Origin of the sequence: Streptomyces sp. NBC_00669, from assembly GCF_036226785.1 — a bacterium.
Taxonomy (GTDB): domain Bacteria; phylum Actinomycetota; class Actinomycetes; order Streptomycetales; family Streptomycetaceae; genus Actinacidiphila.
In genome coordinates this window covers 1,204,422-1,218,420 of record NZ_CP109018.1, presented here as the reverse complement: position 1 = coordinate 1,218,420, position 13,999 = coordinate 1,204,422, and the positions used below count along the sequence as shown (strand labels likewise).

Genomic DNA, 13,999 nt, shown 5'->3' with positions numbered 1-13,999 from the left:
GGCATCCTCTCAGAGCACCCCGGTCCTCCGAAAGGATTCGGCCACTTCTGTCACAGCCGTCGCCGGGCGCGCGCCGCGTCCCCCGCCGCGTTCCTCGCCCGCGTCAGCCGGCCGCGGCGGCCAGTTCCCCGGGCAGCCGGGACCCGGCGAACTCCCGCGCCCAGGCCAGGTGCTCCCCGCCGTACCCGCGCGGCACCACCTCGACCAGCATGATCAGGTGCAGATACGCGCGGTACAGCGCGATCCGCCGCCGGGCCGCCTCGTCCCACGTGGTGCAACCGCCACCGGCCGCGTATCCGGCGCGGAAGGCCGGGTCGTCCTCCGGGACGCTGTCGGTCAGCTCCAGCGACGCGAAGTCGGCCAGCGGGTCGCCCCAGAACATCCGCTCCCCGTCGATCAGTCCGCCGACGCTCCGGGCACCGGGCGCTCCGACCAGCAGCACGTTCCCCGGCCACAGGTCGAAGTGCACCAGCGCCGGCGTCTCCACCCGCTCCAGCAGCGGACCGGCCGCCGCGAACGCCGCGCGCGCCTCGGCCACCGTGACCGGCAGCCACGCGCCGTACCGCTCGGCGTCGTCCAGGATGGCGTCGGTCATCGCGGCGAAGGCCGTCGCCCACCGGTCGGTGAGCGGGCCGGTGCTGCCGGACGGGTAGCCGAAAGCCGGGCCGCGCACCGCGTGCAGCCGCGCCATCAAGGTGCCCAACTCGCCCCGCAGCCGGGCGTTCTCGTCCTCACCCATGCCGTCCTCCGCCGCCACCAGGTGCCAGGGCCGGCCCGGGCTGTGCGTCATCAGCAGGTACGGCGGCTGCCCGGTGCCCTCGTCCGGTTCGGCCCGCACCACCCGCGGCGCGGGCACGTCCGCCGCCTCGGCGGCCACGTAGAACCGCTCCTCGCCGTGCAGCAGCCCGGCCTCGTAGCGCAGCCGCGGCAGGTGCGCGGGCGGCGGGACCTTCAGCACCAGGCGGGTGCCGTCGGTGAGGTCCACCGCGTGCAGCGCGTTGTACGTGCCGCCGGTCAGCGCGGTGGCGGCGGCGATCCGGTCGGCGGGCACCCCGGCCCGCGCCATCACCGCCGCCACCTCGTCGTGTGCTGCCATGCCCGCGGCCCCCTCGTCGTCAGTGCCCCGTGCGAGGCCCGGCCACCCTACGGCGCCGGCGCGCCCGGGCGGCGTGCGGCGGGTGGGTGTTTCTGGGCGCCCGCGCGATACACCGGCACCCACAAGGGTCATTACATATGAAAAGCGGATCGATGTGCGCGCGGGCACATGGAAGGAGCGGCATGACGATCGCGGAACAGCAGCCCGACGGTGACACCGCCGACCCGGCGGGCGGCGGCCCCGGACGCAGACCGCGCAGGCGGCTGCTGCCCTGGAAGCACCGCCGCGACCTGACCCCCGCGCAACTGCGCCGCCGCCGCATCGTCACCCGCGGCGCGCTCGGCGTCTGCCTGGTGTGCGCCGGCACCATCGGCTGGTCGGTCGGCAGGGCGCTGACCTACCCCGGCAGCGACAGCACCGAGGCCCGCCTGGCGGAGTGGGCCCGCGACCACGAACTCGGCTTCGTGGTCGACAAGCTGGAGAACGTCCAGTACCGGATGCACCCGCCGAAGGTCGGCGGCACCCTGTCCGCCGACGCGCTGGCCCGGATGAAGGCCACCGCGGGCGCCACCGCCGCGGCCGGCGCGGCTTCGGGGGCGGTGCCCGGGAGCAAGGGCGCCGCCCACGGCCAGCCCCTGGTCGCGCTGCGCGCCCCCATGAAGCCGCCGGTCAGCCCGGCGCTGCCCGGCGAGGGCGTCTACCGCACGCTCAGCAGCGCCCACGGCATGCCCATCGTCCAGGGCACCTATGTCCGCCCCGACGGCGACCACACCTCCTACGAGGCCGCCGTCGCGTGGATCAGCGGCAAGTACGCCCGCTTCCAGCTCCACCCGGGCTTCATGGAACCCGGTGGCACCTTCGACGTGCCGCCCACCATCCCCAAGGGCCGTCGCACCGGCCTCGTCGCCACCTGGAACGGCGGGTTCCGGATCACCGACGGCGGTTCCCGCGGCGGCTTCTACCTCGACGGCAAGACCGACGGCGAACTGCGCGACGGCGCCGCCTCCGAGGTCTTCTACAAGGACGGCTCCATCAAGGTCGGCGTCTGGGGCCGCGACGTGCGCATGACCCCCGACGTGGTCGGCGTACGCCAGTGCCTGCAACTCATGGTCGACGGCGGCAAGGTCGTCCCCGACATCGACGACGACTCCAACTGGGGGGTCAGCGACCAGGGCGGCATGTTCGTGCCCCGCTCCGGCGTCGGCGTCACCGCCCAGGGCGACATCATCATGGTCGTCGGGCAGGCGCTGAACGCGCAGAGCCTCGCCGACCTCATGCAGCGCGCCGGCGCCGTCCGCGCCATGCCGCTGGACATGAACCGCGCGTGGCCCTCCTTCATGTCCTACGACAGCAGCCACGACCCGGCGAACCCCAAGCCCACGAACATTCTCGACTTCGAGGACCCGCCGGACCGCTACTACGTCCAGGCCACCCGCGACTTCGTGGCGGTGTACGCGCGCTAGCCGAGCAGACCCTCCGGTCCGGCCGGTCCCGTCCCCACGGTTCCCCGCCCCCTGGTAGGTGCCGCTCCTTCCGCGGAAGGGGCCGCAACCGCCAAGGGGCGCGGGGAACGGCGCGCGTAACCCTCCACCGGCAGGTGATCCCGGAACCGACAGAACCGGCCACCCCGGGGGGACACGGCTCAGCCCGCGGCAGCGACAAACGCCCGGATACGCGCGTTGACGCGCGACGTGCGCCAGACCGGACCCCACTCCAGGGACGGCGTGTCGTGGAACGGCACGTAGGCGACGTCGGGCCGGGCGTGGAAGCGCGTGGCGTGCGCCCCGACCGGGAAGACCCCGAGGCCCGCCCCCACCAGCGTGAGGATCTCCTGGAAGGTCGCCGCCGAACGCCCCGCCGTGATCGCGCGGCCGCCCGGCGTCAACCGCGGCGAACCCGGCTCCCGCCAGTGATCCGGCAGCGAGCACGGCGCCTGGAGCACCTCCACCCGGGCCAGGTCCTCCACCGACACCGAGCCGCGCTGGGCGAGCGCGTGCCCGGCCGGCACCGCCAGCATCCGCGGCTCCGACAGCAGCACCGGGCCGTTGGCCAGATCGGGACCGGTCAGCGGCAGGCACGCGATCAGCACGTCCAGCCCGTCGGCCCGCAGCCGCTCCAGCGCCTCGCCCATCTGCACCTCGCGGATCTCCACCTCGCACTCCGGGTACCGGGTCCGGAACGCCTCCGTGGCGCGGATCATCAACTGCCCGGCCGCCGCCCCCACGAAGCCGACCCCCAGCCGGCCGCTCACCCCGCGCCCGGCCGCGACCGCCGTGGCCAGCGCCGCCTCCAGCCGCTCGAACGCCGGGCGCAGGTCGTCGTGGAGCCGCCGCCCGACCGGGGTCAGCGCCACGCTGCGGCTGGTCCGCTCGAACAGCGGCGCGCCCACCCGCCGTTCCAGCTTCCCGATCACCTGGCTGACCCGGGCCGTCGTCACCCGCAGCCGGACCGCGGTCCGCCCGAAGTGCAACTCCTCGGCCAGCGTCAGGAACGCCTCGATCTCGTACCGCTCCACGCCTGGCCTCCGTTCCCCCGTGCCGGCCCCGCCCAGACTCCGACCGCCCCGGCCGCAACCGCGCCGCGGGGATGTCCTTGATCCACCGACAAGTATTAAATCCCACTTAACGATCGTTGAGCCAACGGCGATTGATCGGCCGGGTCCGGGCCCGCAGCCTGGACGCATGCACCTCTCCCGCACCCCGCTCGGCACCGACGCCGCGGCCGCCACCCGCACCCGGCCGTACGCCCTCGACGCGCGCCGCACCGAGGACGCGGTCCGCGAACTCGCCGACCGCGCCGAGATCACCGACGCCCTGTACCGCTTCGGCCTCGGCCAGGACCTGCACGACCGCGCCCTGTTCCGCTCCGCGTTCGCCGACGACGCCACGCTCGACTTCGGCCCGGCCGCGGCGGCATGGGGCGGCCACAGCCCCGTGATGACCGGCGCCGACACCATCGTGGACACGATCCTCACCGGCTTCGACGGCCGCGTCGGCACCAGTCACACCGTCAGCAACCCGCGCGTCGCCGTCGCGGCCGACCGCGGCAGCGCCGAACTCACCGCGCTGGTCGAGGCCCAGCACCTCCTCACCGCCGACCGTACGACGTACGCGCTGCTGAAGAACCTCTACGCGGTCGCGCTCGTCCCTGCCGGGGACGGCTCCGGGTTCGGGTCCGCGGGCGATGACGGGTCCGGGTCCGGGGGCGGGAACGCGGCCGGGGGCGGGGCCGGGCGCTGGCTGATCCGCACCCTTCGGATCGACAACATCTGGTACAGCGGCGACCCGGGCGCCGTCTTCGGCTGATCCGCGCGTTGCCGGGCGGTCCGCTCAGCCCAGGGCCGGCGCCGGGCGGTCCCCGCCCAGCTCCGGACGGTCCCCACCCAGGTCCTCGGCGAGCAGCCGTTTCGCGATCGCGTCGGAGGCGGCCCGCAGGTCCGCCGTCGACGGCCGGCCCCAGTCGCTCTCCAGCCGCTCGTTCAGCCACCGCGCCCACGCCTCCGTCAGCGCCGACGCCTCCCGCTCCCCGGCCGCCGTCGTGGACACGAACGTCCCGTCGAGCGTCAACCACCCGTCCGCGGCGGCCCGTTCGAACGCCGGCAGCAGCACCTCCGGCGGCAGCCGGCGCCGCGCCGCGATCATGTTCACGTTCGCGTGCCCCACCACCCGCGTCAGCACCACCACCTGCATCACCGTCCACGCGCCCAGCACGTCCAGCCGGGTGTCGGCCCCGCTGAGGATCTGCCGCGCGGCCGCCGGACCCGACCCGTGCATGATCTTCGCCACCGCCGACTCCAGCAGCTTCTCGGAGTCGCCGGTGCTCGGCTGCGCGAAACCCTCGCCCATGTCCGTCGAGGCCGCCCGCGCCGAGTCCCGCAGCGGCACCTGCTTCAGGAACAGCGCCACCACGAAACCCACCGCCGCGACCGGCACCGTCCACAGGAACACCGTGTGCAGCGAGTCCTGGTACGCCCGCACCAGCGGCGCGGCCTGCGCGGCCGGCAACCGGTGCAACCCCTCCGGGCTGCCCGCCGCCCGCGCCAGCACCGCCGGCGACGCCCCCGTCGCCCGCGCCGCCCGGGCCACCCCCCGCGCCAGGTTCGGCCCCAGCGCGTTGGCGTAGATCGTGCCGAACACCGCGGTGCCGAACGCGCTGCCCAGCGTCCGGAAGAACGTCACCCCCGACGTCGCCGTACCCAGATCCGCGTACGCCACCGTGTTCTGCACCGCGATCGTCAGCACCTGCATGCACAGCCCGATGCCGACCCCCAGCACGAACATGTAGACCGACTCCGCCGCCGCCCCCGAACCGGCCCCCATCCGCGACATCAGGAACAGCCCCACCCCCATCACCAGCGACCCCGCCACCGGGAACCACCGGTATCTGCCGGTCTTGCTGATCACGTTCCCGCTCGCCACCGACGCGATCAGCAGCCCCACCACCATCGGCAGCGTCCGCACCCCCGACAGCGTCGCCGAGTCCCCGTCCACGTACTGCAGATACGTCGGCAGGAACGTCATCGCGCCCAGCATCGCGAACCCCACCACGAAGCTCAGCACCGAGCAGACCGCGAACACCGGGGTGCGGAACAGCCGCATCGGCAGCATCGGTTCGACCGCTCGCGTCTCCGCCACGCAGAACAGCGCCAGCCCCACGACCCCCGCCACGAACAGCCCCAGGATGACCGGCGAGCCCCACCCGTACGCGTTGCCGCCCAGGCTGGTGGCCAGGATCAGCGCGCTCGCGCCCACCGCGACCAGCCCGATGCCCAGGTAGTCGATCACCGGCCGGCCCGCCGCCCGCACCGACGGAATGGTCCGCGCCGCCGCCAGCACCACGACGACGGCGATCGGCACGTTGACGTAGAACGCCCACCGCCAGGTCAGGTGATCCGTGAACAGCCCGCCCAGCAGCGGCCCGATCACCGTCGCCACCCCGAACACCGCGCCGATCGCGCCCTGGTACTTGCCGCGCTCGCGCAACGGGATCACATCGGCGATCAGCGCCATCGCGGTCACCATCAGCCCGCCCGCGCCCACCCCCTGCACCGCGCGCCACACGATCAGCAGCGTCATGTTCGTCGCCAGCCCGCACAGGAACGACCCCGCGACGAACACCACCGCGGACACCTGGAAGACCAGCTTCCGGCCGAACAGGTCGCCGAACTTGCCCACCAGCGCGGTCGCGACGGTCTCCGCCAGCAGGTACGACGTCACCACCCACGACATGTGCGAGGCCCCGCCCAGATCGGCCACGATGGTCGGGAGCGCGGTGCCCACGATCGTCTGGTCGAGCGCGGCCAGCAGCATTCCGAGCACGATCGTGGCGAACACGACGTTGCGCTGCCGCACCGGCAGCACCGGTGCGCCCGAGTCCGGCCCGGGACCACCGGCGCCGGGTGCCCCCGCACCTGGTGTGCCCGACCCCCGCGGGCCCGGGCCCGCTGCTCCCTCGCCCGTCGGGTCGTCCGCCGCGTCCACCGGCCCCACCGCGTCCGCACTCATCCGGCCACCCTCACACGCCCCGCCCGGCGCCGGCCGGACCGCGCCCACCTGGCGCAACGTCGCCACCCATCCGGCCGATGCCGTGAAAACCGCTGGACGCCCGCCGTAGGCTTCATCCCATGGCGGCAGAACACGAGCAGCTCGGCGGCACCGTCCGCGTCGACTCCTGGATCTGGTGCGTACGGCTCACCAAGAGCCGGTCGCAGGCGGCCACCGCCTGCCGGGCCGGCCACGTCAAGGTCAACGGCGAGCGGGTCAAACCCGCGCAGGCGGTCAAGGTCGGCGACGAGGTGCGGCTGGTGCACGCCGGCCGCGAGCGCGTCGTGGTCATCTCCCGCCTGCTCGCCAAGCGGGTCGGCGCCCCCGTCGCCGTCGAGGCGTACGTCGACAACAGCCCGCCCCCGCCGCCGCGCACCGACGCGCTCGCCCTCGGCGTACGCGACCGCGGCGCCGGCCGCCCCACCAAGCGCGACCGCCGCGAACTGGAACGCCTGCACGGCCGCCGCCCCCGCGACTGACCGTCCCACGCATCGACGGCCCGGCCGGCGGCGACCTCCGTCGAGGGGTCAGTAGGACTGGAACTCCAGCAGGTTGCCGTCCGGGTCGCGCAGGTGGGCGGTGCGCGTGGTGGGGCCCCACTCGGGGCGGGCGGTCGGGGGAGCGACCGGGGTGCCGCCGTGGCGCAGCGCCAAGTCGTACGCGGCCGTCACATCGGGCACGCGGCTGACCAGCATCGCCCGGTCCTGGGCGGCGGGGGGCGAGGCGGGCAGGGAACCGGTGCCGGCGACCTCGGCCATGGCGGCGCGGTCGAAGAGCATCAGCAGCCCCTCGGTGCCGACGTCCCAACTCGCGTACGGCCCGTCCGGGCCACCCCGGGTGAGGGTCGCGCCGAGCAGGGCGGGCAGCACGTGGTCGTAGAAGCGGAACGTGGCTCCGAAGTCGCCGACGAGCAGGCGCGGGTGGAGGGCGTCCATGGTGGGCTCCGGGGTGACGGGTGACGGGTGAAGGGCGGTGGGTGACGGGCGGCGCGAGCCGATTAGTGGGTGCGCACCCATGATGGGGCGAGCCTAGCGCAGGTGAAGGGGCGCCACCCATCGTGGGGCCCGCCTTTCATGGGTGTGCACCCATCAACGGCTCGCCCCATCAATGGCCCCACCCATCATGGGTCACCGCCTACACTGCCGGAATGGACCCCCGCACGCCCCCCAGCCTCGCCGAACTCACCACCTACCTCCTGTCGAAAACCGGCAAGGAGGCCCGCTCCCGCCTCGCCGAACGCCTCGCCGAGGAAGGGCTGCGGCTGTGGCACATGGCGGTCCTCGCCGCCCTCGCCGACTTCGGCCCGCACGCCCAGCGCGACCTCGCCGCCCGCGTGGCCATCGACGCCAGCGACATCGTGAAGGTCGTCGACGACCTGGCCGAGGCCGGCTACGCGGAGCGGGCCCGCGACTCCGTCGACCGCCGCCGGGTGAACGTCGCCATCACCCCCAAGGGCCGCACCGCCCTGAAGCGGCTGCGCCTGAAGGCCGCCGTCGTGCAGGACGAGATCCTCGCCCCGCTGGACGGCGACGAGTGCGATCAGCTGCACGCGCTGCTCAGCCGGGTGTACGACGGGCTGTGACTCGGCATAAACTCACACTGCTAGTTTCTCGCCCGAGGAGTCCGCGATGCGCCCAGTCCACTTCGCCGCCGCCCGCCGCACCCCGATCGGACGGCTCCGCGGTGCGCTCGCCACGGTCCGGCCGGACGACCTCGCGGCCACCGCGATCCGCGGCCTGCTGGACGGCGTTCCCGCGCTCGACCCGGCCCGGATCGACGACGTGTACTGGGGCGCCGCCAACCAGGCCGGCGAGGACAACCGCAACGTGGCCCGGATGGCCGTGCTGCTCGCCGGCCTGCCCGACACCGTGCCCGGCGCGACCGTCAACCGGCTGTGCGCCTCCGGCATGGAGGCCGTCACCTCCGCCGCCCGCATGATCGCCGCCGGCGAGGCGGACATCGTGCTGGCCGGCGGCTCGGAGTCCATGAGCCGCGCGCCCTTCGTCCTGGCCCGCCCCGACGAGGCCCTGCCCCGCGCTCTCCAGACCCACGACACCCGCCTCGGCTGGCGCCTGACCAACCCGCGGATGCCGGAACTGCACGGCGTGCTGGCGATGGGCGAGACCGCCGAGGAGGTCGCGGAGCGGTACGGCGTCAGCCGCGCCGACCAGGACGCCTTCGCGCTGCGCAGCCACCGCAACGCGGCCGAGGCCCGAAAGAACGGCCTGTTCGACGCGGAGATCCTGCCCGTCGCCCGCCCCGACGGCGTGGTCGTCAGCCAGGACGAGAGCATCCGCGAGGACACCACGGCCGAACGCCTCGCCGCCCTCAAGCCCGTCTTCCGCGCCGACGGCACCGTCACCGCGGGCAACGCCTCGCCGATGAACGACGGCGCCGCCGCGCTCCTGCTGGTCAGCGAGGACGCGCTCGCCGACCTCGGAGTGGAGTCCCTGGGCCGCTACGCCGCGGGCGCGAGCGCCGGAGTGCACCCCGACGTCATGGGGATCGGCCCCGTCCCGGCCACCCGGCGCGCGCTGGCCCGGCTCGGCCGCGGTATCGACTCCGTCGAAGAGGCCGAGTTCAACGAGGCGTTCGCCGCCCAGGCGCTCGCCTCGGTACGGGAACTCGGCATCGACCCCGACCTGGTCAACCCCACCGGCGGCGCCATCGCGCTCGGCCACCCGCTCGGCTGTTCCGGCGCCCGTATCCTCACCACCCTCCTGCACCGGATGCGCCGTACCGGCGCGGCGCGCGGTCTCGCCACGATGTGCGTGGGCGTCGGCCAGGGCTCCGCCGTCCTGGTCGACCGGGCCTGACGCACGCCACCCGCGAGCGGGCGCACCGCGCCACAGGGGTGTGGCGCGGTGCGCTGCTGGGGAGTTCGGGTCGGGGCGGTCAGGACGCGCTGCACGAGACGGACGGCCAGGTCCATGTCCCGTTGGTCTGGATCGTGACGCCCCAGTTGCTGCCGTTGCCGTTGGGGGTGGCGGTGAGTACCTGGCTGCTGGGGTAGGCGGCCGAGATGTTCCAGGTCGCGATGATCTTCTCGGGGGAGGGGACGTTCATGGTGACCGTCCAGTTGGCGGCGCCGCTCACCGTGACATTGAGGTTGTACCGGTCGCTCCACTGCTCGCCCGCGGACAGGGTCGCGGTGCAACCGGTGCCCCCGCCGCCGCCCGTGGTGCCGCCGGTGGTCGAACCGCCCGTCGTGGAGCCGCCGGTGGTGCCCCCCGTGGTGCTGCCCGTGGTGCCGCCGCCGCTGCCGCCCACCGTGATGTTGGAGTTCCCGCTGCTCTGGTAGCCCTCGGTCGCGAGGATCTGGTAGTTGAAGGTGCCGAGGTTCATGCCGTCGCGGGCCCACGCGTCGAAGTGGTTGCCCGCGGTGATGGTGCCGCCGGTCCGCTTGGACTGCCGGACGCTCCAGTACTGGTTGAAGGTCGCGGTGCCCTCGATGGAGGGGGCGTTGGTGCGTGTCGTCTCGTAGATGTCGTACGTGCCGCCGTCGCTGGTGACCGTGCCCTTGTAGGTGCCGGTGGGCCGGTAGGTGCCCCAGTTGTCCACGATGTAGTACTCGACGAGCGGGTTCGTGGTCCAGCCGTACAGCGACAGGTAGGCGTTGCCGGACGGGTTGAAGCTGCCCGAGTAGCTCACGTTCTGCCGGGAGCCGGTGCTCCAGCCCTTGCCGGCGACGAAGTTCCCGACGTTGCTCCACGAGGTGCTGTAGTTGCCGCCGGAGCCCAGGTCCATCGAGACCGACCCGCCGCCGTCGGTCCAGAACGAGTAGTAGTAGCCGTTGTTGGTGCCGGTCTGGCTGGTCGTGATGATCGTGTCGGCGTTGGCGGTGCCCGGCAGGATCAGCGCCGCAACGGCGACCAGGACGACGGCGCAGGCGCCGCCGATGAGCAGTCTGAGGCGGCCGGGCAGGTCGAGCCGCGCGCGGGCGCGGCTCGCGGGGCGTGCGGGTGTGTCGTTCATGTGCGTGCTTCCTCCTGGTGAAGGCGGGTGGGGGGCCGGGCAGCGTGGAACGACCTTGCGGGCTGTCGGTGTTCGGGCGTGACGGCGACCGCGCGTCGGCTCGTACGACGCGGCCGGGACCGACCGGTCGCCGTCGTAGGGACGGCGACCGGAGGACCGGGCCGTGGGGGTGGCCCGGGTCGACGTCGGTGGAGACCTGTCGACGGCGAACAGTGTTGGTCGGGCCGGTCGGGCTGTCAACACTTTCGGCACGACCGGCGAAAGAGTCGCCGCCGATTCGCGCTACCGGAAAGGGAGTTGGCCCCAGGTCAACTGCCCTTGCGGGCGAGGCTTGTTCGGCCGTGATCCGAGGTGATCCAGAATCTTCGATGCGGTTCGCGGGTCGATATCAGCGAAAGTTTCGACCTGGTGACCGATCATGCTGTACGGCGTGTGAGCGGGCGAGCGCGCGGAGGTGGCGGCCCGTCACCCGTACGGGCACGGGCCCCGTCACCACCGCGGCGGCGCGGACCGGAAAACACCGGCACACGGGCGAAGTCGGCCCGCGGGCGGGAACCGTCTGGGAGGATCGGAACCGTGCAGACATCGACCGCCGGCGCCCCGCACCTCCTCGCGATCAGCGACCTGCACGTCGGCTACGAAGCCAACCGCGACATCGTGGAGAAGATGCGGCCCGGCGGCGAGGACGACTGGCTGATCGTGGCCGGTGACGTCGCCGAGCAGGTCGAGGACATCCTGTGGGCGCTGCGCACCCTCAAGGAGAACTTCGGCACCGTCATCTGGCTGCCCGGCAACCACGAGTTGTGGACCCCGCCCAAGGACCCGGTGACCCTGCGCGGCGAGGCCCGCTACCGGCACCTGGTCGAGGAGATCCGCCGGCTGGGCATCGTCACGCCCGAAGACCCGTACCCGGTCTGGGAGAGCGCCACGGGCCCCGTCGCGGTCTGCCCGATGTTCCTGCTCTACGACTACACCTGGCGCGACGGCACCCCCGGCGCCACCACCAAGAAGGCCGCGCTCGACCACTCCAGCGAGCTGGGCGTGGTCTGCACCGACGAGATGCTGCTGCACCCCGACCCGTTGCCCGGCATCGACGACTGGTGCCGTGCCCGCGTCGCCACGACCGCCGACCGCCTGTCGGCCCTCGACCCCGAACTGCCCACGGTCCTCGCCAACCACTGGCCGCTGCACCGCGATCCCACCAGGGTGCTGCGCTACCCGTCGTTCGCGCTGTGGTGCGGCACCGAACTCACCGAGGACTGGCACGTCCGCTTCCGCGCCACCGAGGTCGTCTACGGCCACCTGCACATCCCGCGCATCACCTACCGCGACGGCATCCGCTTCACCGAGGCGTCGCTCGGGTACCCGCGCGAATGGGGCGCGCGCGACGCCGGCCCGCTCGGTCCGCGCCGCATCCTCGCCGGCCGCCCGGGGGTCGGGCGATGATCGAGCACCTGCTCCCCGCCGCGGTCCGCACCCGGGCCGCCTATGGCGACGAACTCGACCGCGTCCCGCTCCACCCCGAGGAGGAGCCCGCCGTCGCCCGGGCCGTGCCCAAACGCCGGGCCGAACACGCCGCCGGGCGCGCCTGCGCGCGGGAGGCGCTCGCCGCGCTCGGCCTGCCCGCCGGCCCGATCCCGCGCGACAACGCCGACCGCGGCGCCCCCGTCTGGCCCAAGGGCGTCGTCGGCAGCATCACGCACTGCGAGGGATACCGGGCCGCCGCCGTGGCCCACGCCGCCGACATCCTCGCGCTCGGCATCGACGCCGAGCCCGACGGCCCGCTGCCCGACGGCGTCCTCGACGTCATCCACTCCACCCCCGAAGAGCGTGCGGCGCTCGCGGAGTTGACCGCCGCGAAGCCCGAAATGCACTGGGGGCGGCTGCTGTTCAGCGCCAAGGAGACCGTCTACAAGGCGTGGTATCCGTACCACCACCGCATGCTCGGCTTCGAGGAGGCCGAACTCCTGCTGGCCCAGGACCAGTCCGCGTCCGGTCCGGCCCGCGGCACCTTCACCGCCCGCGTCCTCGTGCCCGGCCCGCTCCTCGCCGACGGGGTCGGCCCGGCCCTCTTCACCGGCCGCTGGATCGCCCACGCCGGCCTCGTCGCCACCGTCATCGCGATCCCGGCCCCCTCGGAGAGCTGAGCGGCGCCGGCGCGGACGTTCGGGCGGAGGGGTGGGGGTCAGGCGTCAGGCATCAGGCGGAGTGGCGGCGGACCAGGGTGGTCTTGAAGATCACCGAACGGAGCTGCTGGGCCGGGTCGTCGATCAGTGCGAGCAGCAACCGGGCCATCTCCGCGGCCATGTCCTCCACCGGCTGCCGCACGGTGGTCAGCAGCGGGCGGGAGGCTGTCGCCGCGCTGCTGTCGTCGAAGCCGACGACGGCGATGTCCTCCGGCACCCGGCGGCCCAGCTCGCGCAGGGCGAGCAGCGCGCCCTGCGCCATCAGGTCGTTGGCGACGAACACGCCGTCGGTGTCGGGGTGTTCGGACAGCAGCGTGCGCATCGCCGCCTCGCCGCCCTCCTGCGTGAAGTCGCCCTCGATGTCGGGCGCGTACGGGTGGCCGTGCTCGGCCATCGCGTCGCGGAACCCGGCCAGCCGGTCCCGGCCGGCCGGTGAGTCGTACGGGCCGGCGATGGTGGCGATCCGGGTGCGGCCCAGGGACACCAGGTGCTCGACGGCCAGTTTGACGCCCGCCTGCTGCGCGATGTCCACGAAGCTGATCGGCACCCGGGTGGTGGGGCGGGCGAACAGCACCGTCGGCAGCCCCGCCTCGGTGAGCAGGAACGGCAGCGGGTCCTCGGGCGCTATCGACACCAGCACCACGCCGTCGATGTGCTGCTGGCGCAGGTTGTCGACGAGTTCGCGCCGCACGTCGTCGGAGTCGGCGAGCATCAGCACCGGGTGCACGCCGCGCGGCCGCAGCACCGTCAGCAGGCCGCCGACGATCCGGCCGAAGAACGCGTCGCTGAACACCCGTGCCATGAAAGGGTCGTCGGCCGGGTGCTCGGGCACCGAGAAGACCAGTGCGACCGAGTCGGTGCGACGGGTCACCAGGGTGCGGGCCGCGCGGTTCGGCACGTAGCCGGTCTGGGCCACCGCCTCCTGGACCACCTTCTGGATCTCCGGGTCGACGTTCCGCGTGCCGTTGACCACCCGGGACACCGTCGCCCGCGACACCCCCGCGGACCGCGCGACGTCTTCGAGGGTGGGCAGGCGCGGACGGCCCGGACGGCTGGTGGTCATACCTGCCTTTATACCACGACGGGAGAGCGCTCTCCCGTTGCCCCTGGGCGGCGACAACCCGCAGATGGGACGGGGTGCGGCGGCCCCCCGCCGACTGCTGAGCCCCGCTCCGGGCCGCGGGCCCTGGGCCAGCGGT

The 13,999-nt window shown here is 73.7% G+C and carries 13 protein-coding genes; 7 read left to right on the top strand and 6 right to left on the bottom strand.

What is annotated here, in order from left to right:
* Positions 1–103: 103 nt before the first annotated feature.
* Positions 104–1,096 carry a phosphotransferase family protein gene (locus OG896_RS04825; protein ID WP_329362700.1) on the bottom strand — a complete coding sequence of 331 codons (993 nt, stop codon included), beginning with the start codon at positions 1,094–1,096 and terminating at the stop codon, positions 104–106.
* Positions 1,097–1,278: 182 nt separating this feature from the next.
* Between OG896_RS04825 and OG896_RS04820 the strand changes: the two genes are divergently transcribed.
* Entirely contained in the window at positions 1,279–2,559 is a 1,281-nt protein-coding gene (locus OG896_RS04820) for a phosphodiester glycosidase family protein (protein WP_329362698.1), read from the top strand.
* A gap of 179 nt (positions 2,560–2,738) precedes the next feature.
* Here the strand turns inward: OG896_RS04820 and OG896_RS04815 are convergent, their stop codons facing one another.
* Complete coding sequence (locus tag OG896_RS04815; RefSeq protein ID WP_328471962.1) at positions 2,739–3,611, bottom strand: LysR family transcriptional regulator; 873 nt, start codon at positions 3,609–3,611, stop codon at positions 2,739–2,741.
* Between the two features lie 166 nt (positions 3,612–3,777).
* Here OG896_RS04815 and OG896_RS04810 point away from each other — a divergent pair, with 166 nt between their 5' ends.
* Positions 3,778–4,401, top strand: a complete 624-nt coding sequence (locus OG896_RS04810; protein ID WP_329362694.1) for a nuclear transport factor 2 family protein — start codon at positions 3,778–3,780, stop codon at positions 4,399–4,401.
* A gap of 24 nt (positions 4,402–4,425) precedes the next feature.
* Here the strand turns inward: OG896_RS04810 and OG896_RS04805 are convergent, their stop codons facing one another.
* Positions 4,426–6,600: an MDR family MFS transporter gene (locus OG896_RS04805; protein WP_329362692.1), complete on the bottom strand. Its 2,175-nt coding sequence runs from the start codon at positions 6,598–6,600 to the stop codon at positions 4,426–4,428.
* 119 nt (positions 6,601–6,719) lie between these two features.
* Between OG896_RS04805 and OG896_RS04800 the strand changes: the two genes are divergently transcribed.
* Positions 6,720–7,118, top strand: coding sequence for an RNA-binding S4 domain-containing protein (locus OG896_RS04800; protein WP_329362689.1), 399 nt, complete (start codon positions 6,720–6,722; stop codon positions 7,116–7,118).
* Positions 7,119–7,166: 48 nt separating this feature from the next.
* Here OG896_RS04800 and OG896_RS04795 read toward each other — a convergent pair whose 3' ends face one another.
* A complete protein-coding gene (locus OG896_RS04795; RefSeq protein WP_329362687.1) occupies positions 7,167–7,574 on the bottom strand; it encodes a VOC family protein in 408 nt (135 codons plus the stop codon).
* A 212-nt stretch (positions 7,575–7,786) separates the two neighbouring features.
* On the opposite strand from OG896_RS04795, the gene OG896_RS04790 reads away from it, so the two are divergent.
* Both OG896_RS04790 and OG896_RS04785 read left to right on the top strand, forming a co-directional pair.
* Positions 7,787–8,221, top strand: coding sequence for a MarR family winged helix-turn-helix transcriptional regulator (locus tag OG896_RS04790; RefSeq protein ID WP_329362685.1), 435 nt, complete (start codon positions 7,787–7,789; stop codon positions 8,219–8,221).
* A gap of 46 nt (positions 8,222–8,267) precedes the next feature.
* Positions 8,268–9,455: a thiolase family protein gene (locus OG896_RS04785; protein ID WP_329362683.1), complete on the top strand. Its 1,188-nt coding sequence runs from the start codon at positions 8,268–8,270 to the stop codon at positions 9,453–9,455.
* Between the two features lie 79 nt (positions 9,456–9,534).
* Here the strand turns inward: OG896_RS04785 and OG896_RS04780 are convergent, their stop codons facing one another.
* The gene (locus OG896_RS04780) at positions 9,535–10,614 is read right to left on the bottom strand and encodes a glycoside hydrolase family 11 protein (protein WP_329362681.1); all 1,080 of its coding nucleotides are present in this window, start codon (positions 10,612–10,614) and stop codon (positions 9,535–9,537) included.
* Between the two features lie 576 nt (positions 10,615–11,190).
* Between OG896_RS04780 and OG896_RS04775 the strand changes: the two genes are divergently transcribed.
* Both OG896_RS04775 and OG896_RS04770 read left to right on the top strand, forming a co-directional pair.
* Positions 11,191–12,060: a metallophosphoesterase family protein gene (locus OG896_RS04775; protein WP_329362679.1), complete on the top strand. Its 870-nt coding sequence runs from the start codon at positions 11,191–11,193 to the stop codon at positions 12,058–12,060.
* Positions 12,057–12,761: a 4'-phosphopantetheinyl transferase family protein gene (locus OG896_RS04770; protein ID WP_329362677.1), complete on the top strand. Its 705-nt coding sequence runs from the start codon at positions 12,057–12,059 to the stop codon at positions 12,759–12,761. The genes OG896_RS04775 and OG896_RS04770 overlap by 4 nt, the downstream gene beginning before the upstream one ends.
* A gap of 52 nt (positions 12,762–12,813) precedes the next feature.
* On the opposite strand, the gene OG896_RS04765 is transcribed toward OG896_RS04770, so the two are convergent.
* Complete coding sequence (locus OG896_RS04765) at positions 12,814–13,863, bottom strand: LacI family DNA-binding transcriptional regulator (RefSeq protein WP_329362675.1); 1,050 nt, start codon at positions 13,861–13,863, stop codon at positions 12,814–12,816.
* Positions 13,864–13,999 lie beyond the last annotated feature (136 nt).

What these genes read in the sequence shown, in the direction of transcription:
- OG896_RS04785 (WP_329362683.1), top strand. Translation starts at nt 8,268, where the DNA reads ATGCGCCCAGTCCACTTCGCCGCCGCCCGCCGCACCCCGATCGGACGG.
- OG896_RS04770 (WP_329362677.1), top strand. Translation starts at nt 12,057, where the DNA reads ATGATCGAGCACCTGCTCCCCGCCGCGGTCCGCACCCGGGCCGCCTAT.
- OG896_RS04805 (WP_329362692.1), bottom strand. Translation starts at nt 6,600, where the DNA reads ATGAGTGCGGACGCGGTGGGGCCGGTGGACGCGGCGGACGACCCGACG.
- OG896_RS04825 (WP_329362700.1), bottom strand. Translation starts at nt 1,096, where the DNA reads ATGGCAGCACACGACGAGGTGGCGGCGGTGATGGCGCGGGCCGGGGTG.
- OG896_RS04765 (WP_329362675.1), bottom strand. Translation starts at nt 13,863, where the DNA reads ATGACCACCAGCCGTCCGGGCCGTCCGCGCCTGCCCACCCTCGAAGAC.
- OG896_RS04800 (WP_329362689.1), top strand. Translation starts at nt 6,720, where the DNA reads ATGGCGGCAGAACACGAGCAGCTCGGCGGCACCGTCCGCGTCGACTCC.
- OG896_RS04790 (WP_329362685.1), top strand. Translation starts at nt 7,787, where the DNA reads ATGGACCCCCGCACGCCCCCCAGCCTCGCCGAACTCACCACCTACCTC.
- OG896_RS04820 (WP_329362698.1), top strand. Translation starts at nt 1,279, where the DNA reads ATGACGATCGCGGAACAGCAGCCCGACGGTGACACCGCCGACCCGGCG.
- OG896_RS04780 (WP_329362681.1), bottom strand. Translation starts at nt 10,614, where the DNA reads ATGAACGACACACCCGCACGCCCCGCGAGCCGCGCCCGCGCGCGGCTC.
- OG896_RS04810 (WP_329362694.1), top strand. Translation starts at nt 3,778, where the DNA reads ATGCACCTCTCCCGCACCCCGCTCGGCACCGACGCCGCGGCCGCCACC.
- OG896_RS04795 (WP_329362687.1), bottom strand. Translation starts at nt 7,574, where the DNA reads ATGGACGCCCTCCACCCGCGCCTGCTCGTCGGCGACTTCGGAGCCACG.